Origin of the sequence: Streptomyces sp. SM11 (assembly GCF_002910905.1) — a bacterium.
Taxonomy (GTDB): Bacteria; Actinomycetota; Actinomycetes; order Streptomycetales; family Streptomycetaceae; genus Streptomyces.
The window spans coordinates 1-25419 of record NZ_NEUE01000156.1; the positions used below are offsets into that span (position 1 = coordinate 1).

At 72.2% G+C, this 25419-nt stretch carries 25 protein-coding genes; 11 read left to right on the forward strand and 14 right to left on the reverse strand.

Going from position 1 to position 25419, the window contains the following annotated elements; genetic code table 11:
* The 4 genes from B9S58_RS13345 to B9S58_RS13365 form a co-directional block, all read right to left on the reverse strand.
* Window positions 1–1073: methyltransferase domain-containing protein (locus tag B9S58_RS13345; RefSeq protein ID WP_258044462.1), on the reverse strand; the 1073-nt coding region annotated here is incomplete at its 3' end.
* Window positions 1074–1727: 654 nt separating this feature from the next.
* Entirely contained in the window at window positions 1728–1937 is a 210-nt protein-coding gene (locus tag B9S58_RS13355; protein ID WP_103532334.1) for a hypothetical protein, read from the reverse strand.
* Between the two features lie 94 nt (window positions 1938–2031).
* Window positions 2032–3216, reverse strand: coding sequence for a helix-turn-helix domain-containing protein (locus B9S58_RS13360; protein ID WP_103532335.1), 1185 nt, complete (start codon window positions 3214–3216; stop codon window positions 2032–2034).
* Window positions 3217–3260: 44 nt separating this feature from the next.
* A complete protein-coding gene (locus tag B9S58_RS13365) occupies window positions 3261–3899 on the reverse strand; it encodes an HAD family hydrolase (RefSeq protein ID WP_103532336.1) in 639 nt (212 codons plus the stop codon).
* 141 nt (window positions 3900–4040) lie between these two features.
* On the opposite strand from B9S58_RS13365, the gene B9S58_RS13370 reads away from it, so the two are divergent.
* The 8 genes from B9S58_RS13370 (at window position 4041) to B9S58_RS13400 (ending at window position 11580) form a co-directional block, all read left to right on the forward strand.
* Window positions 4041–4355, forward strand: coding sequence for a 4a-hydroxytetrahydrobiopterin dehydratase (locus B9S58_RS13370; protein ID WP_181009296.1), 315 nt, complete (start codon window positions 4041–4043; stop codon window positions 4353–4355).
* A 139-nt stretch (window positions 4356–4494) separates the two neighbouring features.
* Window positions 4495–5079, forward strand: coding sequence for an HD family hydrolase (locus B9S58_RS13375; RefSeq protein WP_103532338.1), 585 nt, complete (start codon window positions 4495–4497; stop codon window positions 5077–5079).
* 381 nt (window positions 5080–5460) lie between these two features.
* Window positions 5461–6609: a MarR family transcriptional regulator gene (locus B9S58_RS13380; RefSeq protein WP_374935672.1), complete on the forward strand. Its 1149-nt coding sequence runs from the start codon at window positions 5461–5463 to the stop codon at window positions 6607–6609.
* A gap of 363 nt (window positions 6610–6972) precedes the next feature.
* A complete protein-coding gene (locus B9S58_RS13385) occupies window positions 6973–8091 on the forward strand; it encodes a serine hydrolase (RefSeq protein ID WP_258044463.1) in 1119 nt (372 codons plus the stop codon).
* A 498-nt stretch (window positions 8092–8589) separates the two neighbouring features.
* Entirely contained in the window at window positions 8590–9822 is a 1233-nt protein-coding gene (locus B9S58_RS13390; protein ID WP_103532341.1) for an alpha/beta fold hydrolase, read from the forward strand.
* A 208-nt stretch (window positions 9823–10030) separates the two neighbouring features.
* On the forward strand, window positions 10031–10195 hold the full coding sequence (locus tag B9S58_RS39025; RefSeq protein WP_258044464.1) for a hypothetical protein: 165 nt from the start codon (window positions 10031–10033) through the stop codon (window positions 10193–10195).
* Between the two features lie 27 nt (window positions 10196–10222).
* The gene (locus B9S58_RS13395; protein WP_258044465.1) at window positions 10223–11134 is read left to right on the forward strand and encodes a hypothetical protein; all 912 of its coding nucleotides are present in this window, start codon (window positions 10223–10225) and stop codon (window positions 11132–11134) included.
* 77 nt (window positions 11135–11211) lie between these two features.
* A complete protein-coding gene (locus tag B9S58_RS13400; protein WP_103532342.1) occupies window positions 11212–11580 on the forward strand; it encodes a DUF4440 domain-containing protein in 369 nt (122 codons plus the stop codon).
* A gap of 68 nt (window positions 11581–11648) precedes the next feature.
* Here the strand turns inward: B9S58_RS13400 and B9S58_RS13405 are convergent, their stop codons facing one another.
* The 9 genes from B9S58_RS13405 to B9S58_RS13445 form a co-directional block, all read right to left on the reverse strand.
* Window positions 11649–12281 (reverse strand): TetR/AcrR family transcriptional regulator, encoded by a 633-nt coding sequence (locus B9S58_RS13405; RefSeq protein WP_103532343.1) that lies wholly within the window; start codon window positions 12279–12281, stop codon window positions 11649–11651.
* A complete protein-coding gene (locus B9S58_RS13410) occupies window positions 12269–13003 on the reverse strand; it encodes an enoyl-CoA hydratase family protein (RefSeq protein WP_103532344.1) in 735 nt (244 codons plus the stop codon). Before B9S58_RS13410 ends, B9S58_RS13405 begins: the two co-directional genes overlap by 13 nt.
* Window positions 13004–13070: 67 nt before the next feature.
* Window positions 13071–14648 carry a 4-coumarate--CoA ligase family protein gene (locus B9S58_RS13415; protein ID WP_103532345.1) on the reverse strand — a complete coding sequence of 526 codons (1578 nt, stop codon included), beginning with the start codon at window positions 14646–14648 and terminating at the stop codon, window positions 13071–13073.
* A gap of 181 nt (window positions 14649–14829) precedes the next feature.
* Window positions 14830–16020 (reverse strand): acyl-CoA dehydrogenase family protein, encoded by a 1191-nt coding sequence (locus tag B9S58_RS13420; RefSeq protein WP_103532346.1) that lies wholly within the window; start codon window positions 16018–16020, stop codon window positions 14830–14832.
* Complete coding sequence (locus B9S58_RS13425) at window positions 16017–18008, reverse strand: biotin carboxylase N-terminal domain-containing protein (RefSeq protein WP_181009297.1); 1992 nt, start codon at window positions 18006–18008, stop codon at window positions 16017–16019. Before B9S58_RS13425 ends, B9S58_RS13420 begins: the two co-directional genes overlap by 4 nt.
* A 7-nt stretch (window positions 18009–18015) precedes the next feature.
* On the reverse strand, window positions 18016–19614 hold the full coding sequence (locus B9S58_RS13430) for an acyl-CoA carboxylase subunit beta (RefSeq protein WP_103532348.1): 1599 nt from the start codon (window positions 19612–19614) through the stop codon (window positions 18016–18018).
* The gene (locus tag B9S58_RS13435; RefSeq protein ID WP_103532349.1) at window positions 19611–21350 is read right to left on the reverse strand and encodes an acyclic terpene utilization AtuA family protein; all 1740 of its coding nucleotides are present in this window, start codon (window positions 21348–21350) and stop codon (window positions 19611–19613) included. The genes B9S58_RS13430 and B9S58_RS13435 overlap by 4 nt, the downstream gene beginning before the upstream one ends.
* On the reverse strand, window positions 21347–22162 hold the full coding sequence (locus B9S58_RS13440) for a TIGR03084 family metal-binding protein (RefSeq protein ID WP_103532350.1): 816 nt from the start codon (window positions 22160–22162) through the stop codon (window positions 21347–21349). Before B9S58_RS13440 ends, B9S58_RS13435 begins: the two co-directional genes overlap by 4 nt.
* A 134-nt stretch (window positions 22163–22296) precedes the next feature.
* Window positions 22297–22842 (reverse strand): DinB family protein, encoded by a 546-nt coding sequence (locus tag B9S58_RS13445; protein ID WP_103532351.1) that lies wholly within the window; start codon window positions 22840–22842, stop codon window positions 22297–22299.
* Window positions 22843–22966: 124 nt separating this feature from the next.
* On the opposite strand from B9S58_RS13445, the gene B9S58_RS13450 reads away from it, so the two are divergent.
* The 3 genes from B9S58_RS13450 to B9S58_RS13460 all read left to right on the forward strand — a co-directional run bounded on the left by B9S58_RS13450 (window position 22967) and on the right by B9S58_RS13460 (window position 24439).
* Window positions 22967–23680 (forward strand): NUDIX domain-containing protein, encoded by a 714-nt coding sequence (locus B9S58_RS13450; protein WP_103532352.1) that lies wholly within the window; start codon window positions 22967–22969, stop codon window positions 23678–23680.
* A gap of 85 nt (window positions 23681–23765) precedes the next feature.
* Entirely contained in the window at window positions 23766–24008 is a 243-nt protein-coding gene (locus B9S58_RS13455; RefSeq protein WP_103532353.1) for a CopG family transcriptional regulator, read from the forward strand.
* Window positions 24005–24439, forward strand: coding sequence for a type II toxin-antitoxin system VapC family toxin (locus tag B9S58_RS13460; RefSeq protein WP_103532354.1), 435 nt, complete (start codon window positions 24005–24007; stop codon window positions 24437–24439). Before B9S58_RS13455 ends, B9S58_RS13460 begins: the two co-directional genes overlap by 4 nt.
* 100 nt (window positions 24440–24539) lie before the next feature.
* Here B9S58_RS13460 and B9S58_RS13465 read toward each other — a convergent pair.
* Window positions 24540–25419, reverse strand: an 880-nt coding sequence (locus tag B9S58_RS13465) for a DMT family transporter (protein WP_103532356.1), incomplete at its 5' end; no start/stop codon positions are given.

Genomic DNA, 25419 nt, shown 5'->3' on the forward strand with positions numbered 1-25419 from the left:
GGGTCGCGGAGCCATACCTGCTGTCCCCGGTCGGTCACGGTCAGCCCGAACTGCTCGGCGTCGGGCCGCCCCACCGACTCGTACTCCCACCAGACCTGCTCGATCTCCTCCCACAGAAACCCGGGCCCGTACTGCCACACCCCCTCCCCCGTGGCAGCCGTCGCAGCACCCCCGCCCTCACGGGTCACCCACACCTGGACACCTTCGGCGGTGTCCTGGTGGATGAGCCGCACGCCGGGCAACCGCGCCCCCGCGTACAACGCGAACCCGAGGTCGAGGAGCCGGGCGGGATCCAGGCCCGCCGCGCGGGCCCGCCCCTTGCCCCGCACGTCGTGGAGGTCGGGTACGCGATGGGAGCGCATCGGCATGTACGTGGCCCCGCCGCGGAACGGCCCCACCGCCGTACCGTCGCCCTGGACACGGAGCTGGACCAGCGCACCCGACCAGAACTCCCGGGCCAGCGGGGCCACGACGACCCCGCCGGGCCGGACCTGCCGCAGCAGCCCGTACGGGACGTACCGCACCGCGCACGTGGCGATCAGCCGGTCCACCAGCCCCAGGCCGGGCCACGGCCGCTCACCGTCCCCGACCCGCAGACGCGGCCGGTACCCGGCCTGCGCCAGAGCCTCCCCCGCCTGCCGGGCCACGACCGGATCCAGCTCCACACTGTGGACCAGATCGTCACCGAGCCGCTCGCAGAGCAGCGCGGCAACGTACCCGGTGCCGGTGCCGATCTCCAACACCCTTTGGCCATCCGAGACTTCGAGCAGGCCGAGCATGCGGGCGACCATCGAGGGCATCGAGTTCGACGACGTCGCGACACCGGGCCCGCCCTCGGCCCCGCCGTCGAGCTGCGTGACCACCGGTTCGTCGCTGTTGACCAGCGCCAGCCACGCATCCGTCCCCACCACCGGCTCGCACCGGTCGGGCAACTGCCGCCACACAGCCGCCGGAACGAACCGGCTGCGCGGCACGGCCTCGAACACCCGCCGCCAACGGGCACCAAGCAGCCCACGGTCGGCCAACTCCTGGACCAGCGCCGGATAGGTGGACACCTGGGGTGCCGTGCTCACGGCTGCGGAACGAACGTGGGACGGCTGCCGTCCGGAGACGGCTTCGGCTCCGACGGCGGAGTCCACGGCTTGTCCGACGGAGGACCGCCATGCTTCCCGCCCTCGGCCTGCACGGGGTCGGTGCTCATCGTCATCGTCCATCTCCTCTGCTCTGTGGAACGGTTCGATCGGCGGGGCGGCGGTGCAGCCGGTAGATCCCGTACGGCGGGAAGAGGCCGACGCTGCATGGGCGACCGCTCTCGGCGCACTCCCGGCACAGCAGATCCCGGCCGCGAGCGGCATGCCGTACAGCGGTCACCGGGGAACGCCAACACGCCTCCCTCGCAGGTACGCACATCCGCAGCCGAAAGGCAGACGCTCATCCGGCTTCCCGGAGAGCAGCGGCCGACGCGTGGCACAGGCAGGCGCAGTCCGGCCGCCGGCACAGGGCATGCGCGCCAGGCAGACCCGACACCAGGACACTGCGACAGACGACCCCGTACGGACCGTCCGGCCCGGCCGACAACCCGCCCAGGCCGGCACCCGCCCCCTCGGCCCCATCGACGGCGGTGATCGGATCACCACGCCACAGCAACGTCACTCCATGCTCCGGACAGTAGGCACCCGACTCGTCCTCGACCGGAAAGTCGTGCACGTCGCCCTCCGCGTAACACCTCATCCGCGCCGGGCCTCCCGCCACGCCCGGCCCAAGCGCACAGCCGTCGAACAGGACACTCCGGCACGGCAGGTCGGGCAGCGCTGAGTGTGCCCCAGCCAAGTCCTGTACGTGGTGTCGTCGCTCTCGCTCCGGCTGCTCCTCGCGCGGCCCGCCCCGGCATACGGCTGGGCGATGCGCAGTTCCTCCACGAGCACGGGAATGTTCATCCAGCCTCCTCAACTACCCGTCTGGTGCTGACGGGTAGAGCATGGCTGCCAGGATGAGGTCTGACTGCTACGGCATGTAGCAGCGAGGCACGGTTCAGACCGCTCCAACCCAGTGGGCGAAGTGCGTCAAACTCTCTGAGTCGGAGCGATGGAAGCGGCGTAGATTTCGGGCGACCTCGCGCGTCCAAGGATGCTCGCGCGTGTGCTGGGGTGCCGCAGCACGTGCCATCCGAAGGCTGGTGAAGGCCTCTACGGGGCGACCCGCCCAATCCTGAGACCTGGCGAGTTCAATGTAGAACCCGCTGCGACGCTCGGCCGGCAGATCGATGCCCGGTGTCCATGCGGCAGCGGCACGCAGAGCCCGGTCGGCGTGGCCAGGTCCGAGGCTGACCGCGACGGACACTTCGTGGATGCGGACACTTTCAGGCCCGAAGGCCGTGCCCAGGTAGCAGCCATCTCGGCCGACTTGTTCGCTCAGCTGTCGGGCATGGGCCAGGTGGGTGTCGGCCGCTCCTACGTTCTGGGCGCGACTCGCGATCACTGCGGCCCTCATATGGAGCGCGCCGCGAGCGGCTGCCTGCGTGCGCCCGACAGGTGGCGGGGCAGCCTCGATGGCCTGCTCCAGCGCTACCAGGCCGACTGCGTGAGCGCGGGCGGCGAAGAACGTCTCGGCCCGGACGTACGAAGCGGTCGCCTGGACGAGGGGGTCTGCAGCACGGTCGGCTGCCCAGCGCATCAGGTCGATGAGGCGCGCGGAGAGGTCGTGTGCCCCGTGCTTGTAGGCGACGGCATCGGCGGTGCGAGCAGCAGAGGCCAGCATCCGCGCGGCATCCTGGTGTTCGGTAACGGGCGCAGTATGGACGTACCGAATCGCATCGGTCAGCAGACCAGGGATGACAGTGGCGATTCGGCCGTACTGGGCGGCCAGACGCCAGCCCACCGCCGTGGTGATCTCATCCGCCAGTTCTTCCGGTCCACGCGCCGGCGGGCCCAGAGCCAGGTCGTATCCAGCGATCGCTTCCGACAGGGCGGGCAGCGCCCGGTGGACACGTCGCTCCGTGCCGCCGTGATCCGTGCGCAGACGCGTGACGTCCACCTCAAGGGCGTCCGCGATCGCTTCGAGTACTTCGTCGCTGGGTCGGCGGGCACCTCGCTCGATGGCGCGAACCATGGCGTAGGACACATGGGAGGCCGCCGCAAGTGCGGTTTGGGTGTACCGGTGTGCACGGCGGCAGGCAGCGATCCGCCCGCCGATCTCCTGCGGGCTGTCGGAAGACACCCCCTGACCGTACGCACGCGATGACGTCGTGGAGGCTGAATCCTCTACTTTCCGGCGATCGCGGTGAGTTCCGTGAGCGACTGGATCACCCAGTCGGCAGTCGTGCGCACCTGGCCGTCAGTGCCCCAAAGGTGGCCCCAGGGGCCGCGCCGGATGTGTGCCGTGCGGAGCCCGGCCCTGGAGGCAGGGAACGTGTCGTTCGCGGGGTGATCGCCGACGTACACGGTGTCTCTCGCGGGGGCACCGGACGCCTCCAGGACCCTTACGAAGAATTCCGCCGAAGGCTTGGCGCAGCCCCACTCCTCAGAGGTTGCGACGAGATCGGCGGGCAGGTCGAGCGCCCGAAGCAACTCACCCGCGCGCACGGTCTGGTTGCCCGCGACGACGACACGCATCCCGAGGTCCCGTAGCTTCGCAAGTGTGGGGCGGACGTCTTCGTACAGGTCGGTCTCATCAAGGTATTCACCTCGTCCGGCTGCCTCACGGGCGGCGTATTCGGCCGAAATATCGATTCCCGGCTTCACAAGCTTCAGGGCTTCGGAGTTGTCGAGTCCCTGGGCGGTCACGGCACCGACAAGGGCGGACAGAGTGTGCCTGGGTGTGCCGAGCCAGTCGGCCCAGGAGCCCCAGTATCGGTCGTCGCGGACGAGAGTCTCGCCGATGTCGAACACGAACGTCTTCACGCGTCGAGCCTAAGGGCGACGGTCAGGCATCGGGACATCCTCCCGGCCATGGGCCCGGGCTCCGTGGCACGATGCCCTGGTCGGCCGGGACCTTGCGGAGATGCGGAGATCCTGGCACCGGTGGCCGTGGGGAACTGAGTGATGGGCAAGGCTCCACTGCCGGACGAGGAGATCACTCTGAGGCTGGCCGAGCTACCGGGCTGGGCACGCGAAGGGGACGCGATCACCCGCACGTTCGCGATTCGTTACCACGGCGGCGTCGCGCTGATCGTGAATGTCGCAGACGTCGAACGACTCATCGGTCACCACGCGGACATCGACCTGCGATGGGACCATGTGCGGTTCGCCATCACGACACACGACGTCGGGCACCGGCTCACCGCAGCCGACTTCGACCTGGCCGCACGGATCGACCGGATCGCGGCCGCACACCAGGCGCAGCCTCACAACGTCTGACCGGGCTTACGGATACGCCGCCGCCCGGCGGTAGCGGGGAACGAGCCACGCCCACCGTTCCCGGCGATGTTGGACAGCGGGAGCTGGAGGGCATCCTGTTTACGCGATCCGCCTCGCTGAGGCGTGAGAGGAGAAGTTCGTGGCTGGGGACGACCTGTCCGCGGTGGGCCGCTTCCTGTACGAGGCGGGCACGCTCAAGCAGACCCGGCGCACCGGTTGGTGGATGGCAGGGGTCCGTGACCCGGAGAGCGTTGCCGAGCACTCATGGCGTACGGCGCTGATCGCCACGATCATCGCGAAGCTGGAGGGCGCGGACCCCGCCCGCGCCGCCTACCTCGCCGTCTGGCACGACACCCAGGAGAGCCGGACAGGGGACGTGAACCACCTCGGGAAGAAGTACGCGCCCGCCGGCGACCCGCAGGAGGTCACCGCAGACCAGACGGCGGGCATGCCCGAGGTGGTGGCCTCGGCGGTCCGCGAGCTGGTCGCGGAGTACGAGGCGAAGGAGTCGCCGGAGACGGTCTGCGCCCGGGACGCGGACAAGCTGGAGTGCATGCTCCAGGGCATCGAGTACAAGGCCCAGGGCTACGAGAACGCCCAGCGGTGGATCGACAACAGCCGAGGCCGCCTCATCACCGAGACCGCCAACCGCCTGGCCGACGAACTCCTTGCACAGGGCAGCCTCGACTGGCTGCGCACGGCCCAGGGTGAGGACATGAAGTAGCCCTGACCACGCGACTCCGCTCTCGAAGCTCGAGACCCGAGTCCCGGAGCCCGATGCCCGAGCTTCGGGAGAGCCGATTCACTCGTCCGGGTGTACGCAGGCAGTGTCCCGGCCCGAAGCTCGGGGCCCAAGCTTCGGGCGTCGGGATGCGGGACCCGGGGTTCGAGCGCCTTCTTTAGCCGGCGGGTAGATGCAGGGGGTTTGGGGAAACCTCCCCCACCTCCCCACCCTCGCCACGGCCAGGAAATATGACTAATCGTGACGGCTTGCGGCACAGCGTCACGACTGCTTACGGTGCGAGAACCAAACGACCCCGACGCGGTGTTGGCACACCAGGCCGGGGTCTCACCGCAAGATCGTCACCCATAGAAAGACGACCCCGTGGCTACCCAGCAGCCTAGCTCCGCCCCGCACGCCCCCGCACACTCCGCCGCGTACCCGATGGCCAAGCCCGGCTACGGAGAACGCACCGCCCCGGACCAACTTCCTCGTACCCGACACGACTTCGCCCTGCTGCCGACGCGCGAGCGGTATGTCGCCGGGTTCGTCGACCACCTCCCCGAAGGCGCGGCGATGAGCGTGAAGCAACTGGCCAAGCAGCTCCCGCTCTACGGACAGCAGGCCATCTCCACCGCCCTGACAGCCCTGTCCGTCGCCGGTCACCTGCGACGCGTACGGAGCTCCGTCGGCGACGGCGACGAGACCCGCTGGGTCTTCCGCACCTTCTGGTCCCGCACCGCCCGCGACAACGAGTGGTGGAACACCTACCTCGCCACCGAAAACACCCAGGCCACCTGCCCCGCAGCGCAAGTGGCCGCCTCCGGCGCCGCCGCCCCTCCGCCTCCCTGGGCACCGGCCGATGCACCGCCGCCGCCCGCACCGCCGCAGGCTCCCCGCGGAGAAGCCGTCCGGGAGACGCCCGAGCCCCCACACGCGGACGCCGCCCCGGACCACGCGGAGCCCGCAGAGTCCCCGGCCGCCATCTCCGTACCGGAACAGCGCGCTGCCTACGCGCCCGACTTGGACCCGGGTACGGCTCAGGCGGCACCCCACTCCCCCGCCTACCTCGCCCTGGCCCGACTCGGCCGCCGCGACCACCGCCTGGCGTTGTCCGCCGACGACTGCGCCGCGCTGGAGGCGCAGGCGGCGGAATGGCTCGCCCGGGGTGTGGACGCCGACTACCTGACCGCTGCCCTCACCGCAGGACTGCCCGCCCGCGTCGACTCCCCGGTCGGCTTCGTCCGCCGCCGCCTCGCCGACAAGATCCCGCCCCGGCTGCCCACCGAGCAGGCCCCGCCCGCGCCCGCCCGCCGCGTCCTGGTGGAGTGCACCGAGTGCGGCGCCCCTGGTCGCCCCGAGGCCCTCCCCGACGGGCTCTGCCGCCCGTGCCGCGCCGACCACCGGCCCGGGACCGGGGGTGGGGGTGGGGGTGGGGCGACCCCGCCCCACCTCACCGAGGCACCGGCCGATGCCGCCCCCTGCGTCGGGGCATATATCGCCGGCCTCCGCGACCTGCTCAAGTCCCCTTAGGCAGGTGCACTGATCGCGCCGCGTCGTGCCGGTGTCAGGGCTGAACCGCCTTGCCCGATCCGGCCGGACCCCACCACGGGGCTGTTCGAGGTCGCGGAGGGGCCGGGGCAGCGGGGTGCCTGGGCCGTCGTCGTGAACGGCCTGCCGACGAGGGGGCCAGCCCTACCGCGCATGGGCCCGCTGCCCGGATCGATGGAACGATCTTGAGCCCGCAGGCTGGACGCATCGGGATTTCCGAAGCATCCAGCGGTTGCACCAGGAGGGTTCTCCATGACCGATCGTCCGCATCAGGTCCGGCGTGTTCGTGCCGTGTCGTCGTCAGCAGGCCGAAGGCGGCGGCGAGGCATCGCGATGACGGCCGTGATGGCTGCCGCCCTGGCCGTGGCCGGCACGCTGCCCGCGGCCGCGGCGTCTCATGGCCGCGGCCCGGGTGGCGTCGTGCAGCAGGGGCTGGACCGTCTGGTCCACGACGACAGGTACCCCGCCGCTCTGGCCGCCACCGTCGGCCGTGACGGCCGTAGCCGTCACTACACGTCCGGCGTGGCCGACCTGAGGACCGGAGCGAGGGTACCGGTCGACGGGCAGGTACGGGCGGGGAGCAACACCAAGACCTTCGTCGCCACGGTCGTCCTCCAGCTGGTCGGCGAAGGCAAGGTCGCTCTCGACGACCCGGTGGAGGACTACCTGCCGAACCTGGTGCGGGGCGAGGGCATCGACGGCCACCACATCACCGTACGCCAGTTGCTGCAGCACACCAGCGGACTGCCCAACTACACCGACTACATGACCGACGAGGACCTCGCCGGGGAGGGCCGCCACACCTACGTCCAGCCCCGTGCCCTGCTCGACGTGGCGTTCGCGCACAAGGCGGACTTCGCTCCCGGGACCAGCTGGATGTACAGCAACACCAACTACATTCTGGCCGGCCTGATCATCGAGAAGGTCACCCGCCGCCCGCTGGCCGAGCAGATCACTCACCGGGTCATCGACCGCATCGGGCTGCGCCACACCTACTTCCCCGGCGTGGGCGAGGAACGCATCCGGAAAGCCCACCCCAAGGGCTACTTCGCGGCGAAGCCCGGTGCACGGCTGAAGGACGTCACGGAGCTCGATCCCTCCTGGGGATGGGCCGCCGGACAGCTGGTCTCCACCCCCGGCGACCTGAACCGCTTCCTCACCGCCCTGCTCGGCGGCAAGCTCCTCGCACCCGCACAGCTCGCCCAGATGCGCACCACCGTCGAGATCGCCGACAGTGACTTCGCGGATTCCGGCGTCCGGTTCGGGCTGGGGCTGACCAGTACGCCGCTGAGCTGTGGTGGCCTGATGTGGGGGCACGGCGGCGATATCCCCGGCTACGCCACGCGCCCCGCAGCCACCGATGACGGCCGCGCCGCCTCGATCGCCGTCACCGCCAACCGGGCGCCCACCGAGCAGGGCCCCGGCCATGTCGACGCGCTCCTCGATACCGCCCTGTGCACGTGACGGCGAGGCGGGCGTGCCGCACTTCCCCGAGGCCGCTCAGCGCTCCGGCCGAGGTCGTCATCCTGACCGGCGAGAGCCGGTACGGACAGGGGTGCGGCCACCGTTGACAGCGATCACGGCCGCAGGTCACTGCGCAGCCCCTGCCCGCCGGCAAGAGGCATTCGAGAGTCCGCCGGCCCGGATCGCGGCCGGCCCGGATCACGGCCGGTCCGCACGGGTCGAATTGCGCCGGCGAATGCGGCGGTCGATTGCTCTCACCGTTCTCGGATCCGCCCCGAATGAACTGCTGACCACCACCGAGTGGGCCAGGGACCCGACTCCGGACGGCTTGCAGCGGCAGCAGGACCCGGACCCGCGCGTCGCGGTCCGGGCCCTGACCCGTGCGGTGCCGCCCTGCGGCGGTGCCTCAGCTCCGCGCGGTGTCGTCGCCCGGCTGCCCGGCGACCACAGAAGGGATAGTCAACTCATCAACCACTGACCCTACTTGAGGAGAACTTCATGCCAGTCCGCCGACGCCTCACCACCGCAGTGGCCTGCGCCGTCATGCTCATCGGCTCCGCGGCCGGGGCCACGGGTGCGATCGCAGCGCCCGCCCAACTCCCCGTCGCGCACCCCCAGCACCAGAGCGGCCGCGGAGCCCTGCTCCACGCCGAACGCCTCTACACGCTCAAGACCCGCCAAGCCGTCGCCGCCGAGCTGACGAAGGCGGGTTTCGACGCCTCGCAGGCTCGGCACGGGGTGGACGCGTACCGCCTCACCTACCGGACGATCGACCCGCAGGGGCGCCCGACCACGGCCAGCGGCCTGCTCGCCCTGCCGCGCGGGCGGGAAGGCCGGCTGCGTACCGTGTCGTTCGCGCACGGCACCGGCAGCCATCGCAGCGACGTGCCCTCGATGCAGCGCGGCACCTTCCTGACCGGGCCGCCCGTCACCTACGCCTCGGCCGGGTTCGCCGCCGTGGCGCCCGACTATCTCGGCATGGGCACGGGGCCCGGCCCGCACCCCTGGATGCACGTGCCGTCCGAGGCGACCGCCTCCCTGGACCTGCTCCGGGCGGCCCGCGCCTTCCACCCACTCGACCGGAAGGTCCTGGTCACCGGCTTCTCGCAGGGAGCCTCCGCCGCCCTGGGGCTCGGCCGGGCCCTGCAGGCGGGCGAGGACCGGTACTTCCGGCTCGGCGCGCTCGCACCCATCAGCGGGGCGTACGACTTCGGAGGAGCGGAGCTCCCGGCACTGCTCGCGGGGGAGCTGGATCCGAAGTCGAGCGTGATCTACGCGGCGTACACACTGGTCGCCTTCAACCGCGTGCATCGCGTGTACGACAGCCCCGGCGAGGTCTTCCAGGACCCCGGCGTCGAAACGCTCTTCGACGGCGAGCACACCGGACGTCAGCTCTTCGAGGGCACACCGGGCTCGCTGGACGACCTGCTCACGCCGTACGGCCTGGACCTGTTGGCCCGCCCTCGGGGCGGCCTCGCGGACGCCCTGCGGGAGACGGACAGCGTGTGCCGCGACTGGGCGCCCCGGGTGCCGGTCCGCCTCTACATGGCGGGCGGCGACGAGCAGGCGACCACCGCCAATACGGCGCATTGCGCGGCGTCCTTGCGGGGCAGCGGAGTCGAGGCGAAGGTGGTGGATCTGGGGGCGGTCGACTTCCAGGGATCACGGCATCTGGGGTCGAATGTGCGGGGCACGGCGGAAGTACTGCACTGGTTCCGGCAGTTGGGGTGAGGGCGCGCGCGCCGCAGCCCGGTGGCGATCCTCGCTGATCCCGAAGGCAACGAATTCCGTGTTCCGCGCGGTGAGTCCGCCGAGCCGCCGTGTCTTCCTGACGCTCATGTAGCTCATGCCGTGGTACCAGAGGCACTTACCCAGCGGGGGAGGGGGATCGTTCCGGCGGCCGACGCCACCCCGCCGCGGCCGATGCGATGTTCAGAACATGACCGGTGCTGAATGGACGATGAAGGCGCTCTGGAGCGCCTGGTGGCAGCGATGGCCGCGCTGGGTGCCCTGGGCGACGACGCTGTGGGCGGTGCTGTACGCCGGCTTCGGCCTGGCGTGCGCGCTGCGTGGGACCCCCTTGCTCCGCTACGGCAGTGGCTGAGGGGCCACCGGGCTGGGGTGGGCGGTCATGGCGGTGGGTGTGCTGACGCCGGTCAGCGGCGCGGTGGTGCGGTACGGACTTCGGCCATGGTTGCGCGTGCTGCTCCTGATCGCCTGCGGGCTGGCCGGGATCACCGCGTTCAGCCTGCTGATGGATGTGATCGCGCTGCTGCTCGGCCATGGAGTCGACAGCCGGGCGTCCACCGCGAACAAGGCCCTGGCGGCGGTCGGGGCGGTCCTGCTCGCGGCCACGGCCCGGTCCGACCGGCTGCCGGCCGGTACCGCCGTACGAGCGCCGTCCGCCGCACCACGCCTCGTCCAACTCGCGGCCTGGGCGGGGACACTGGCCTTCGTCCCGTACGCGGCGATGAAGCTGGTCTGGGCGTCCGGCGGCACGTTCGCGGGGATCACCGGCGAGGAGATGCTCGCGGTCTCGAAGCGGAACGGCGCCTCGGGGATCTTCCTCACCCTGGAGTCCTGGGGGCTGGACCCCACCGCGCTGCTGGCCGCGCTCGGCGTCTTCCTGCTCTGGGGCCTGGTCCGCCCGTGGGGGCAGGTCTTCCCGCGCTGGACGATGTTCCTGCGCGGCCGACGGGTGCCGCGCTGGCTTCCGCTCACCCCGGCCCTGCTCGGCGCTGCCACGCTCGCCCCGTACGGCGTGGTGGGGGTCGGGTACTTGGCCCTGGCCATGACCGGCGTCGTGACGGTGCGGCCCGGTGACTTCGACACCTCGGGCGACGCACTGCTGGTCGGCTGGGTCGGGATGGTCGCCTTCGCCGTCTATGGCATTGCCCTGACCATCGCGGTCCGCTCGTACTGGGTTCGGACTCGTCCGACCGTGATGCGCGGGCAGCGAGACGGTGGTGCTGGGCAGGAGCCCTCGCAGCCTGACGCTCACCAGCACGCAGCCGACACCGTCCGACACGGTCCGACAGCCTGATCAACACCTGCCGCCGCCGCGATGACGGGTGAGGGTTCATCGGCGATCACGGCCGGACGGGTCAGGAGACCACGGAGGTGGGCTCGGCGATCGACGGCAAGTTACGGCTGCTGGACCCCGCCGTACGTCTCTCCCGGCCGATCACCGAGACGCTGCTCGGCCCGCAGTCCGTCGAGGCCGGGGCTTCCGGGCGGCGGTGGACGTACGAGGAGACGCTCGCCGCCCTCGCCGCCCTCCCCCGCCTGGGCGGCGGGGACGCGGACGGCCCGCGATACGAGCGCTCCGGTATGACCGGGGCCGACCGGGTTCCCGGGCTCGTGCACCTGACGTACGAGACCGTCATCGGCGGCAACCGGGCCCGCCGCAGCTCACTGTGGCGCAGGCAGCCCGACGGGACGGCCTGGCGGATGTACTACCACCAGGCGACGCCCGTCCCGGCGGGGTGAGAGGGAGCCGGGCACCCCGGCACCCCGGACCTCACGGTTCCCGCCCCTCGCCCCGAGCGGCTCCGGCCTCATCGCCCCAGCCCCTCCTCCACCAGCGCCGCCCACTGGGCCACCACCCGCGCGCGCCGGGCGGTGTCGTCGGTGAGGAGGTTGGCGAGGCCCAGGCCGCGGGCCATGTCCAGCAGGCCCTGGACCGTTTCGCGGGCTCCGGGGCGGGACTCGTCGGCGCGCAGGAGTTCGACGGCGATGCGGTGGGTCTCCCGGCCCACCCTCGCCTCCAGCTCCGTGACGCGCGAACGGAGCTGGTCCTCGTTGGAGGCGGCGACCCAGAGCTGGAGCGCGGCCCGGAACAGGGGGCCGGTGTAGAGGTCGACCAGGGCCGCGACCACCTCGGCCCGGCCCTGGACGGGGAGCGCGCGCAGGGCGGCGGAGCGTTCCTCGGCGACGTACTCCACCGCGCCCGTGAACAGGTCCTCCCGGGTCGGGAAGTGGTGCTGGGCCGCGCCGCGCGAGACTCCGGCGCGCTCGGCGACGACGGAGACGGTGGAGCCCGCCCAGCCGTGTTCGGCCAGGCAGGCCACCGCCGCCTCCAGGAGCCGCTGCCGGGTCGCCCGGCTGCGGTCCTGCTTCGGCGCGTGAGCAGCCTTGGAGGTGGAGCTGGAAGTGGAGGAGGAAATGGAGGAGGAGGTCACCGCACCCATGCCGGGTCCCGTCGTTCGAGGAAGGCCGTCATCCCCTCCCTCGCCTCGTCGGAGGCGAACAACGCGGCGGATCGGGCGATGAGGTCTTCGGCGTACTGGTCGAAACTCCTCAGCACCGTAGCCGTGACCAGCTCCTTCGATGCGGCCAGCCCCTGCGGCGAGGCCCGGCGCAGGCCGTCCAGGACCGGGACGAGCGCCTTGTCCACGTCCTCGGCGGCCTCCGTCACCAGCGAGATCCTGGCCGCCTCCGTCGCGTCGAACCGCTCACCGGTGAGGTAGTAGCGGTTCGCCGCCGTCCGGTCCACGCGGGGCAGCAGGGTCAGGGAGATGACCGCCGGGGCCAGGCCCAGGCGGGACTCCGTCAGGGCGAAGGACGACGCCTCGCCCGCCACCGCGATGTCGCACGCCGCCAGCAGGCCCAGTCCCCCCGCCCGGACATGGCCCGCCACCCGGGCCACGACCGGCTTCGGCAGGGCGACGATCTCCCGCATCAGGCCCACGAACGCCTCCGGGTCCGGCGGCGCCTTCAGGTCCGCCCCGGCGCAGAACGTCGACCCCGTGTGGGCCAGCACCACCGCCCGTACCGTGTCGTCCGCCGCGCACCCCGCCAGCGACTCCCGGAGTTCGGCCACCAGCTCCGCCGAGAGCGCGTTGCGGTTGGCCGGGGAGTCCAGGGTCAGCGTCGCCACGCCCCGGTCCCGGGACTGGGCAATCAAGGTCACTTCTCCTCCGAACAGTCCGTCAGTCCGTCAGTCCGTCAATCGGTCAATCGGTCAATCGGTCAATCGGTCAGTCCGTCTTCTCGCGGTCGCGCAGCTCGCGCCGGAGGATCTTGCCGGATGCCGCCCGGGGCACCGCCGTGATGAACTCGGCCTGCCGCACCCGCTTGTACGGGGACACCCGCTCGGCGACGTACGCCATCACGTCGTCCGTGGTCAGGTCGTCCGCCGCCGGGTCCCGGACCAGGAAGGCCTTCGGGACCTCGTTGCCCTCGGCGTCGTACACCCCGATGACCGCCGCGTCCGCCACCTGCTCGTGGGTCAGGAGCAGGGCCTCCAGCTCGGCGGGGGCCACCTGGTAGCCCTTGTACTTGATCAGCTCCTTGACCCGGTCGACGACGAACAGCCAGCCGTCCTCGTCCACCCGGCCCACGTCACCCGTGTGCACCCAGCCGTCCACGTCGATCATCTCGGCGGTGGCGTCGGGGCGGCCCAGGTAGCCCTTCATCACCTGGGGGCCGCGGATGAGGACCTCGCCGTCCGCTCCCGGCTCCGTGTCCTTCGCCGGGTCCTCCAGGGACACGATCCGCATCTCGGTGCCCGGCAGCAGCTTGCCGACCGTGCCCGGCGGCGGCTGCTCGGCGGAGAGCGGCACCACGTGCGTGCCGGGCGACAGCTCCGTCATCCCGTACGCCTGCCGCACCGGCGGCAGCCCCAGGCGGGCCGAACAGGCGGCGGCCAGATCGGCGTCCAGCGGGGCGGCGGCGCTGACGATGTACTGGAGCGAGGACAGGTCGTACTCCCCCACCAACGGGTGCTTCGCCAGGGCCAGCACGATGGGCGGAGCCACGTAGAGGCCGGTGATGCGGTGCGTCTGGATGGCTTCCAGGAACTGCGCCAGGTCGAAGCGGGGCAGGACGACCACCGTCGAGCCGCAGCGCAGCGGGGCGTTCATCAGCGCCGTCAGGCCGTAGATGTGGAAGAAGGGGAGGACCGCCAGGATCCGGTCGCCCTCGCCCATGGGGATGAGCGGTCTCAGCTGCTCCAGGTTGGTCGCGATCGAGCGGTGCGTGAGCATCACGCCCTTGGGCGTGCCCGTCGTCCCGGAGCTGTACGGGAGCGCCGCGACGTCCTCGCCGGGGTCGATCTCGATCTCCGGTTCGGGGGCGGTGGAGGACAGCATGTCCAGGATGGAGATGTGGCCCTCCGCCTGGTCGCAGACGTAGATCTCCCGTATGCCGCCTGCCAGTTCGGCCGCCCGGCGGGCGCTCGCCAGGAGCGGGGAGACCGTCACGATCCACTTCGCCCCGCTGTCGGCGAGCTGCTTGGCGAACTCCTCGGGGGTGGCCAGCGGGTGGACCGTGGTGACGGAGGCCCCGGCGCGGGTGGCCCCGTAGAAGACCGCCGGGTAGGCGATGGTGTTCGGGCTGTGGAGGGCCAGCACGTCGCCCTTCCTGAGCCCCGCCTCGGCGAGTGCGGCGGCGATGCGCCGGTGGAAGCCGTCGAGCTGGGCGTACGTGAGGGAGGTGCCGTTCGTTCCGTCGATCAGGGCGACGGTGTCACCGAGCCCGGCGGCCTCGCCGAGGGCCGCTTCGTGGATGGGCGTGTCGAGGGCCGGTACATCTGCGTACTCGCTGCGGAACACCATGGCGGTCGGTCCCCTGTCGTCGCGGCTGCCCGCGCCGCCCGGGAGGAGGCGCGGGACGCCGTGCGGGTGTGGAGGGTCAGAATCGCCCCTGCGGGCAGGGAGTGGGGAGAGGTCGGACGGAAGAAGCTGATCCGGGAGGGCTCAGTACGACGCCGGCCGGCCCCGTACGGCTCCGGCGGACTCAGTACGACTTCGGCAGGCCCAGCGACTGGTGCGAGACGTAGTTCAGGATCATCTCCCGGCTGACCGGGGCGATCCGGGCCACCCGGGACGCGGTGATCAGGGACGCGAGTCCGTACTCACGGGTCAGGCCGTTGCCGCCGAGGGTGTGCACGGCCTGGTCGACCGCTTTCACGCACGCCTCGCCCGCCGCGTACTTCGCCATGTTCGCCGCCTCGCCCGCCCCGGTGTCGTCGCCGTCGTCGTACAGCCTGGCCGCCTTCTGCATCATCAGGCGCGACAGCTCCAGGTCGATGTGCGCGGCGGCCAGCGGGTGCGCGATGGCCTGGTGGGAGCCGATCGGGGCCTTCCACACCTGCCGGGTACGGGCGTACTCGACGGCCTTGCCGAGGGCGAAGCGGCCCATCCCGATACCGAACGCGGCCGTCATGATCCGCTCGGGGTTGAGTCCCGCGAAGAGCTGGAGGAGGCCCGCGTCCTCGTCGCCGACCAGGGCGTCGGCCGGGAGGCGTACGTCGTCCAGGACGAGCTCGAACTGCTTCTCGGGGGCGTGGAGTTCCATGTCGATCCGGTTCCGCCCGAAGCCTTCGGCGTCGCGTGGGACGATGAACAGGCAGGGCTTCAGCTTCCCCGACCGGGCGTCCTCCGTGCGGCCGACGATCAGCGTCGCGTCGGCTATGTCGACGCCGGACACGAAGACCTTGCGGCCGGTGAGCAGCCAGTCGGCGTCCGGGCCCGTGCCGTCGCGGCGGGCGGTGGTGGTGATGCGGTGGGAGTTGGAGCCGGCGTCCGGTTCGGTGATGCCGAAGGCCATGGTGAGGCTTCCGTCGGCGAGGCCCGGCAGCCACGTCCGCTTCTGTTCGTCCGTGCCGAAGCGGGCGATGACCGTGCCGCAGATCGCGGGCGACACGATCATCATGAGGAGGGGGGAGCCCGCCGCGCCCAACTCCTCCAGGACGATAGACAGTTCAGCCATGCCGCCGCCTCCGCCGCCGTACTCCTCGGGGAGGTTCACCCCGAGGTAGCCGAGCTTCGCGGCCTCCGCCCACAGCTCGTGGGTGTGGGAGCCCTCGCGGATGACGGTGGTCATGTAGTCGCGCCCGTAGCGCTTTCCGAGGGCGGCCACGGCGGCGCGCAGCGCCTGGTGCTCTTCGGTTTCGAGGACGGTGCCGACGGTGCGGGCGGTGCTCATGCGGTCTCCTCCGGTACGGGGATGGCGCCCAGGTCCTCCTGGACCACGGCGAGCAGCGCGCCGACCTCGACCTGGCGGCCGGGGGCGGCGTGCAGGGCGGTGAGGGTGCCGGCGGCGGGGGCGAGGATGCGGTGCTCCATCTTCATCGCCTCCAGCCAGATCAGCGGCTGCCCGGCATCGACGGCGGCCCCGGCGGCCAGGCCCTCGGCGAGGCGTACGACGGTCCCGGGCATCGGGGCGAGCAGGGAGCCCGGTGCGGTGTGGGTGGCGGGGTCGGTGAAGCGGGGCAGGGCGGTGAAGGTGTACGAGGCGTCGGCGGTGTCCACGTACACGCGGTCGCCGTCGCTGCCGGCCGTGACCGCGAAGTGCCGGGTCACTCCGTCGACTTCGAGGGTGACGAAGTCGGGTGCGGAGGCCAGGACCCGGACGCCGGGGGCGTCGTACGGTTCCGGGGCGCCGGTGCGCCCGGTGCGGTGGGCGACCTCGTGCTCGGCCCCGTCGGGTTCGGCGCGGTAGCGCTTGAGCTGCGGCCCCGAGGGCACGTTGCGCCAGGCCCCGAAGCGGGTCGGGGCGGGGCCGCCGGGGGCGGTGGTGGCGCGTACCGCTTGTGCCAGGGCGGCGGCGAGGGCGGCCCGGGCGGGCTCCCGGCCGGCCGCCGGGGCGGTCAGGTCCGCCAGGTGCCGGTCGTAGAACCCGGTGTCCAGGCGCGCCGCCGCGAAGTCCGGGTGGCGCAACGACCGTACGAGCAGCTCGCGGTTGGTGACCGGGCCGTGGATCCGGGCCCGCTCCAGCGCGCGGGCCAGCAGCCGGACGGCCTCGGCGCGGGTCGGGGCGTGGGCGACGACCTTGGCGAGCATCGGGTCGTAGTGCACGCCGATGGTGCCGCCGCCGGTGTATCCGGTGTCCAGGCGCAGGCCCGGCGCGTCCGGCACCTCCAGTGCGAGCAGGGCTCCGGTCTGCGGCTGCCAGTCGCGCGCGGGGTCCTCGGCGTAGAGCCGGGCCTCGACCGCGTGGCCGGACGGCCGTGGGGGCGCGGGTTCCAGCGGCTCCCCCTCGGCCACCCGCAGTTGAAGGGCGACGAGGTCGAGCCCGAACACGGCTTCTGTCACCGGGTGTTCGACCTGGAGGCGGGTGTTCATCTCCAGGAAGTACGGGCGCCCCTCGGCGGAGACCAGGAACTCCACGGTCCCCGCCCCCCGGTAGCCCACCGCCCGCGCCGCCGCCGTCGCCGCCTCGTGGAGCCGGGTGCGCAGGGCATCGTCCAGGCCGGGGGCCGGGGCCTCCTCGATGACCTTCTGGTGGCGGCGCTGGAGCGAGCAGTCCCGGGTGCCGAGCGCCCACACGGTGTCGTGGTCGTCCGCCATGACCTGGACCTCGACGTGCCGGCCTCGCTCCACGTACGGCTCGGCGAAGACCTCGCCGTCCCCGAAGGCCGAGGCCGCCTCGGCGGCGGCGGCCAGCAACTCAATAGGCAGTGCGTCGAGTTCGCGGACGATCCGCATTCCGCGCCCGCCGCCTCCGGACGCCGCCTTCAGCAGCAGCGGCAGCTCGTCCTCCCCGGCCGTCACCGGGTCCACGGGGGCCAGCAGCGGGACCCCGGCCCCGGCCATCAGTTCCTTGGCCCGGGTCTTGGACGCCATCAGCTCGATGGCCTTCACCGGCGGGCCCACCCACAGCAGACCCGCGTCCTGCACGGCGGCGGCGAAGGCGGCGTTCTCGGAGAGGAAGCCGTACCCGGGGTGCACGGCGTCCGCCCCGGCGGCCAGCGCGGCGGCGACGACGAGGTCGCCGCGCAGATAGGTGTCGGCGGGGGCCGACCCCGGCAGCCGTACGGCGAGGTCGGCCTCCCGTACGTGCAGGGCGTCGGCGTCCGCGTCGGAGTACACGGCGACCGTTCTGATGCCCAGGTCACGGCAGGTGCGGAAGATCCGGCAGGCAATCTCGCCCCGGTTGGCGACGAGCAGCGTATCGATCACGTCTCTCCTCATGTGCGGGTCACATCCGGAAGACGCCGAAGCCGCCGCGGGCGCCCTCGACCGGTGCGGTGTGGATCGCGGACAGGCACATCCCGAGGACGGTCCGGGTGTCGCGCGGGTCGATGACCCCGTCGTCGTACAGCCGCCCGGACAGGAACATCGGCAGCGACTCCGCCTCGATCTGCTGCTCCACCATCGCCCGCAGCCCGGCGTCCGCCTCGTCGTCGTACGGCTGCCCCTTCGCGGCGGCGGAGGCGCGGGCGACGATGGAGAGGACCCCGGCGAGCTGCTGCGGGCCCATGACGGCGGACTTGCTGCTGGGCCAGGCGAAGAGGAAGCGCGGGTCGTAGGCGCGGCCGCACATGCCGTAGTGCCCGGCCCCGTAGGACGCGCCCATCAGGACCGAAAGGTGCGGGACCTTCGAGTTGGCGACGGCGTTGATCATCATCGCGCCGTGTTTGATGATGCCGCCCTGCTCGTACTCCTTGCCCACCATGTAGCCGGTGGTGTTGTGGAGGAAGAGGAGCGGGATGTCGCGCTGGTTGGCGAGCTGGATGAACTGCGCCGCCTTCTGCGACTCCTCGCTGAACAGCACCCCCTGCGCGTTGGCGAGGATCCCGACCGGGTATCCGTGCAGCCGTGCCCACCCCGTGACCAGGCTCGTCCCGTACAGCGGCTTGAACGCGTCGAAGTCCGAGCCGTCGACCAGCCGGGCGATGACCTCGCGCGGGTCGAAGGGGACCTTCAGGTCGCCCGGCACGATGCCGAGCAGTTCGTCCTCGTCGTACTTCGGCGGCTCGGCGGGGCCCGGATCGGCGTGCGCCTTGCGCCAGTTGAGGCGAGCGACGATGCGCCGGGCCTGGCGGACCGCGTCCTGCTCGTCGACGGCGAAGTGGTCGGCGAGCCCGGAGGTGCGCGCGTGCATCTCGGCCCCGCCGAGGGACTCGTCGTCGCTCTCCTCGCCGGTGGCCATCTTCACCAGCGGTGGTCCGCCGAGGAAGACCTTGGACCGCTCCTTGATCATCACGGTGTGGTCGGACATGCCGGGCACGTACGCGCCGCCGGCCGTCGAGTTGCCGAACACGACGGCCACGGTGGGGATTCCGGCGGCCGAGAGCCGGGTGATGTCCCGGAACAGCGCCCCGCCGGGGATGAAGATCTCCTTCTGGGACGGCAGGTCGGCCCCGCCCGACTCCACCAGACTGATGGCAGGGAGCCGGTTGGCGAAGGCGATCTCGTTGGCGCGCAGGGCCTTCTTCAGCGTCCACGGGTTCGAGGCTCCGCCGCGTACGGTCGGGTCGTTGGCGGTGATCAGGCACTCGACGCCCTCCACCACCCCGATCCCGGTGACGAGCGAGGCCCCCACGGCATAGTCGCTGCCCCAGGCCGCCAGCGGCGACAGCTCCAGGAACGGGGTGTCGGGGTCGACGAGCAGCTCGATCCGCTCCCGCGCCGGAAGCTTGCCGCGCCCCCGGTGCCGGGCCACGTACTTCTCGCCGCCGCCCGCGAGCGCCTTGGCGTGCTCGGTCTCCAGCTCGGCGAGCCTGGCCAGCAGGCCGGCGCGGTTGGCCGCGTAGTCGGGGCCGTTGGTGTCGAGCCCGGTGGGCAGGACGGTCATGCGGTCACCTCCGGGAGGGGGACGCCTTCCAGCAGCGGTACGGGAACGGGCAGCCAACGGGACCGCAGCCACTCCCCCACCGCCTTGGCCTGCGGGTCGAACCGGGCCTGGGCGGCGACACCCTCGCCCAGGAGGCCGTGGACGGTGAAGTTCAGGGCCCGGAGGTTGGGCAGGACATGCCGTACGACCGTCAACTCAGCGGTCTCCGGAAGGAGTTCCCTGAACCGTTCGACGGTCAGCTCATGCGCCAGCCACCGCCAGGCGTCGTCGCCCCGCACCCATACGCCCACGTTGGCGTCGCCGCCCTTGTCGCCGCTGCGAGCGCCCGCGATCAGGCCGAGGGGGGCGCGCCGGGTGGGGGCGGAGGGATACGGGGCGGGCAGCGGCGGTTCCGCGGCGTCGGCCAGCTCCTGGGTGAGGTGAGGCGGTTCTAGGAGGACGCGGTGCCCGTCCGGCAGCACTGCGGCATGATCGACGTCGCCCGCCGGTACGTGGATCGCCTCGAACACCCCGTAGGGCGAGCCCGCTCCGGGCGGGGCGGTGACGTGGAAGCCGGGGTAGCTGCCGAGGGCCAGCTCGACGGCGGCCCCGGAGACGGTCCGGCCGACCGCGTCGGCGTCCTGGTCACGGACGACGAGCCGGAGCAGCGCACTGGCCCGCTCCTCGGTGTCGGCGTCGGCGTGGTCGGTACGGGCCAGCTCCCAGCGCACTTCGGCGGGCGGGCGCCCGACGCCCCGCTCCAGGGCGTCGGCGAACTGGTCCTTCAGGAGGTCCGCCTTGGCCTCGATGCCGAGGCCGGTGAGAACGAACACGACCTCGTTGCGCCAGCCGCCGAGCCGGGTGAGCCCGGCCTTGAGGGTGGGCGGCGGGGCCTCGCCGCGTACGCCGTCGATACGGACCCGGTCCGGGCCGTCCGGGGTCAGTGTCACGGTGTCGAGGCGGGCGGTGACGTCGGGACCCGCGTACCGGGCTCCCCCGGTCTCATACAGGAGTTGGGCGGTGACGGTGCCGAGGTCGACGACGCCCCCCGTACCGTCGTGCTTGGTGATGACGGACGAGCCGTCGGCGTGGATCTCGGCGAGCGGGAAGCCGGGGCGGCGGAGCCGGCGCACGTCGTGCTCGCCGAAGAAGGCGTAGTTCCCGCCGGTCGCCTGCGTACCGCACTCCAGGACGTGCCCGGCGACGACGGCCCCGGCGAGCGCGTCCAGGTCGTCCGGGCCCCAGCCGAAGTGGGCGGCGGCCGGTCCGGTGACCAGGGCCGCGTCGGTGACCCGGCCGGTGACGACGACATCGGCCCCGGCCCGCAGACAGGCGGCGATCCCGGAGCCGCCGAGGTAGGCGTTGGCGGTGAGGAACCCGTCCGGGACGGCCAGGCCGTCGCCCTCGACGTGGGCGACGGTGACGGGGACCCCGACCCTGGCCGCCAACTTCCTTACGGCGTCGGCCAGTCCTGCCGGATTGAGACCGCCCGCGTTGGCGACGATCTTCACCCCGCGTTCGTGGGCGAGGCCGAGCCCTTCCTCCAGCTGCCGGAGGAAGGTGGTGGCGTAGCCCTTCTCCGGGTCCTTGAGGCGGCTCCGGCCGAGGATGAGCATGGTCAGCTCGGCGAGGTAGTCCCCGGTGACGACGTCGAGGGGGCCGCCGGTGAGCATCTCGCGCAACGCGTCGAAGCGGTCGCCGTAGAAGCCGGAGGCGTTGCCGATCCGGAGGGGCGCGGGTTCAGGTGTGGCGTTCACCGGTGGCCGTCCCGCCCGGCGCGCTCCGCGCGGGGCAGCCGGCCCGGTCCGGGCGGTCCGGCGAAGGCCTGGGCGATGGAGAGCCACTGCTCGGCGTCGCGCCCCTCGGCGGTGACCGCGAGGTCGGACCGGTGGGCGCGCTGGGTGACCAGCAGGCAGAAGTCGAGGAGCGGTCCGGTGATCCGCTGGTCGGCGCCCTCCGGCCCGTACGCGGTCATCTCGCCGTCCGGGGTGTGGAGTTCGACGCGGAACTCCTCCTCGGGCGCGGTGATCCCGCGTACCGCGTAGGCGTAGTTCCGGGCCCGGACACCGATCCGCGCCACATGCCGGAGCCGGGCGGTGGGGGCCCGGGTCGCTCCGAGGGCGTCGGCGATGTCCTGGCCGTGCGCCCAGGTCTCCATGAGCCGGGCGGTCGCCATGGACGCCACGCTCATCGGCGGCCCGTACCAGGGGATCCGGGTACCGGCGGGGGCCTCCCTCATGACCTCGTCGAGCCGCTGCCGCCCCTCCCGCCACCGGGCGAGCAGGGCGCCCGGGGCGTGGGCGGCGACCAGGGCGTCGGCCGCCTCGTCGACGAAGGACTCGGGGGCGGCCAGGGCCTTGGCCACCTCGTCCCCGAACCGGTCCGGCTCGGTGGCCGCCAGCAGCGCGACCTCGTCGGTCCAGCTGAGGTGGGCGATCTGGTGGGCGACGGTCCACCGCTCGGCGGGCGTCGGGCCGCGCCAGGCCGGTTCGCCCAACACCCCGACCAGGGCTTCGAGTTCGTCGCTCTCTTCGCGCAGATCGTCGATCACGGCCATGACAGCGGACACGTGCGCTCCCCTCGGGACCGGGTGTGGTGCCCAGGAGCATGGCAGCGCACCAGGAAACAATCAAGCACGCTTGCATGATTTTCCGCCCGGAGGGCGGGCCGGGTGACGCCCACCGCGTCACCCCGCCCCGCCGGTCACTCGCCGTTCATCGCCGCCTGCGCCATCCGCTGGGTGGTGCTGGCCCCGTCGAGGGTCTCGCGCACGATGTCCGCGTGGCCGCTGTGGTGGGCGATCTCGCGGAAGATGTGCAGCAGGATGTGGCGGACGGTCCAGACGAGGGGCTCCGGCGGCGACCAGGGGTACCGCGGCAACGTGATCGCCCGGTCGAGATCGGGCTCCTCGCGGACCGCCCGGTCGAAGGCCTCCGCCGCCGCCCGGAACGCGTCGAGGTGACCGGCGAGGGTCTCGTCGTCGGTCATGCGGTTGCCGTCCGGGTCGAGGTCGGCCCAGCCGACCTCGGGGGCGGCGGTGCCGTCGATCACGGACAGCCAGCTCCGCTGCATCTCCGCGAGGTGCTTGACGAGACCGCCGAGGGTCAGCTCGCTGACCGTCGACCGGGCGCGGGCCTGCTCGTCGGTCAGCCCGGCGACGGTGTAGAGGAAGTTGGTGCGCTGGTCGGCGATCATGGCCAGGAGATCCTGACGTTCGCCGGTCTTCGGGTCGATTCCGGTCGGTTCCATGGCGGGCCTCCTGGCCGGTGGGTGCGGGCGGGCGGGGGTCGACCAGCCGACTGTAGGACCCGGCACCGTACGGACGAAGGCATTCCGGCAGCGCCCCGGCCGTGGTGCGCGTTAACCTCCGCCGATGACTGCCGAAACTGACCCGGTGACCGTCCGGTTCGACGCGGACAAGCTGATCCTGGAACTCCGCCACGACACCGAAGGCGCGTACTACACCTTTCCCGACGGCCGCTCCGGGACCGCTGACGCACCGCGCGTCGCACTGTCCCTGGCGGAGGCCCTGCATGCGCGCATCCGGCCGGCCGGCACCGCGGAAACGGTCCTGCAAGCCTGGGCGGGAGGCGCGGCCCCGCAGGACCCGGTGCCCCTGGACGACCCTTCGGCCGTTCCGCCGGTACGGGTACGGGCCGGGGCGATCGTCATCCGCGACGGGGCGATGCTGCTGATCCGCTTCGAGGAGGGCGGCGCCCCGTTCTACGAGATTCCGGGCGGCGGGGTCGAGGAGGGCGAGACCCCGGAGGCGGCCGTCGTGCGCGAGCTCGACGAGGAGACCGGCCTGGCCGGGACCGTCGGGCCCGAGGTGGCGCGCGTCTGGAAGGGCGGGGACCGCGAGCACTACTTCACCGTGACCGCCACGGGCGAGGTCGGCCCCCCGGAGTCGCTGGACAACTACGGCGGCATCCCGGCCTGGGTCCCGGTGGAGCGCCTGCCCGTCACCCCTCTGTGGCCCCGGCGACTGTCCTGGCGCATCGAGCACTGGCACCGGGCGGGGTGGCCGAACCGCCCGGCGGAACTGGCCGACTCCATCACCGAGCTCGGCCGGCCGTGCGGCTGGTGAGGCGCCCGAACCCGGCAGCCCCCGGGCACGGCGGCACCGCGTCACCACCCTGCCCTACGTATGGCAGGGTGGTAAAATCAGCACCATGATAAAGACGACCGTGTACCTTCCGGAAGAACTGGAAGTGCGTCTGGATGCCGAGGCCTCCGCGACCGGCGTCAGCAAGGCCGAGCTCATCCGGCGGAGCATCGCCCTGCTGCTGGACAACGCGGAACGGCCGAAGCGCAGCCGGGAGCTGCCGGTCTTCGACAGCGGACGTTCCCGCACACCCGACGAGATGGACGACTCGGTGTACGAGCACATCAAGGAACGGGCCGCACGTCGTTGATCATCGTCGCCGACACCTCAGCCCTCTACGCCGCTTTCGACGCCGCCCAGGCGGAGCACTCGAAGGCGGCCAGGATCCTGGAGAACGAGAGGCTCGCCATCTCCCCTCTGGTCGTCACCGAGCTGGATCACCTGGTCCATCGCGACCTGGGATTCCCGGCGGCCATGCAGGTGATGGAGGCGTTGAACTCCCGTATGGACGACGGGCAGTACCGCCTCGCCGAACTCAAGCTCGCGGACCTGCGTACCGCCCAGGAAGTCCGGCGGAAGTACGAAGACCTGCGGCTCGACCTGGCCGACGCGGTCGGCGTGGTCCTCGCCGACCGCTACCGGACGGACCGCATCTTCACCCTGGACCAGCGCGACTTCCGGGCGATGTCACCACTGACTTCCGGACTGAACGCCTTCCGGATCCTGCCCGCCGACGGCTGAGGGTCCGGCCCGGGCGCGGGGCTCCCAGGAAGGCAGTGGCCAGGGCGAGACCGACGCGCCCAGCCCGCTCCCGGGCGCGCGGCTCGCGTCTGGCGGGCGCTCACCCCTCGCGGCGCCGGCCCGACCGGCTGCGCACCGCGCCGATGCTGGCGCCGATGACGAGGGCGATGGCGAGGGCGTCCGTCGTGGAGAGTGCCTGGTCCAGGATCAGGAAGCCCGCGCCGGCGGCGATGGCCGGTTCCAGGCTCATCATCACGGCGAACGTGGGCGCGGGCAGCCGGCGCAGGGCCATCAGCTCCAGGGTGTACGGGAGGACCGAGCTCAGGAGCGCCACCGCCGCGCCGAGCGCCACGGTGGACGGGACCGTGAGCTTCGCGCCGGACTCGATGATGCCCAGGGGCAGCGAGAGGACGGCGGCGACCACCATCGCCAGCGCCAGCCCGTCCGCCTGCGGGAAGCGGCGGCCGGTGCGGGCGCTGAACACGATGTACGCCGCCCACATCGCCCCGGCCCCCAGGGCGTACGCCGCGCCGACCGGGTCGAGGCGGTCGAAGCCGCCGCCGCCCAGCAGGACGACGCCGACGAGGGCGAGGCCCGCCCACACGACGTTGATCAGACGGCGGGAGGCGAACACCGAGAGGGCCAGCGGGCCGAGCACCTCCAGCGTGACGGCGATGCCGAGCGGGATCCGGTCGAGCGCCTGGTAGAAGAGCGTGTTCATGCCGCCCATCGCGACGCCGAAGGCGAGCACCGTGCCCCAGTCGGCACGCGAGTGGCCGCGCAGCTTCGGGCGGCAGATCACCAGCAGGATAAGCGCGGCGACCGCCAGCCGCAGGGTGACGACGCCCAGCGCGCCCGCCTTCGGCATCAGGAGCGCCGCGACGGCCGAGCCGAACTGGACGGACAGGCCGCCGGCGACCACCAGCACGATCGGCGTCAGTGCCGCCCGGCGCCCGGCCCCGGTCCGCCCGGCGGGCGCG